The sequence below is a fragment of the Actinotalea ferrariae CF5-4 genome, assembly GCF_000603945.1.
Lineage (GTDB): Bacteria > Actinomycetota > Actinomycetes > Actinomycetales > Cellulomonadaceae > Actinotalea > Actinotalea ferrariae.
In genome coordinates this window covers 1-831 of the sequence record NZ_AXCW01000473.1, presented here as the reverse complement: position 1 = coordinate 831, position 831 = coordinate 1, and the positions used below count along the sequence as shown (strand labels likewise).

General features: G+C 66.4%; 1 protein-coding gene. It reads left to right on the top strand.

Annotation, left to right across the window (positions count from 1 at the left end):
- Nucleotides 1–117: 117 nt before the first annotated feature.
- On the top strand, nucleotides 118–831 hold a 714-nt coding region (locus N866_RS18870), incomplete at its 3' end, for an IS256 family transposase (RefSeq protein ID WP_034229718.1).

Genomic DNA, 831 nt, shown 5'->3' with positions numbered 1-831 from the left:
GGGGGTGTCAACTTCTCTGTGTAAGGGTCTTCGGGCCCGACTCGAGAGGACGCAGTACGCGTGAGCATGATGGATGAGATGGCGGCATCGACGAACGGCGCGGACGCGACGGCGGCGATGGCCGAGGAGCTGGTGGCCTCGGGTGCCCTGGACGGGTTGTTCTCCCGGATCGACTCCGGTGAGGTTCAGCTGACCGGTGATGGCGGGATGCTGCCTGCGATGATCAAGGCGGCGCTCGAGCGTGGACTGCGTGCCGAGCTGACCGATCACCTGGGGTACGACAAGGGCGACCCTGAGGGCAAGCACTTCCCGAACTCGCGTAACGGCACCACGCCCAAGACGGTCTCGACCGAGGTCGGCGACGTCGCCCTGGACGTGCCGCGGGACCGGGCCGGGACGTTCACCCCGATGCTGGTACCCAAGGGCGCGCGGCGTCTGGGCGGCCTTGACGACATGATCATCAGTCTCTACGCCGGTGGGATGACGGTCCGGGAGATCGCCCATCACCTCGCGGCCACGATCGGCACCGAGCTGTCCCACGAGACGATCAGCAACATCGTCGACGAGATCGCCGATGAGGTCATGGCCTGGCAGAACCGGCCTCTGGAAGCGTTCTACCCGGTGATCTACCTCGACGCGATCATCGTCAAGATCCGCGACGGGGCGCATGTGCGCAACAAGGCCGCGCATATCGCGGTGGGCGTGGACATGGACGGGATCAAGCACGTCCTGGGCATCTGGATCGAGAACACCGAGGGCGCGAAGTTCTGGGCCGGGGTCTGCGCCGAGCTGGCCAACCGCGGGGTCCGCGACGTGCTGATCGTGTGCTGC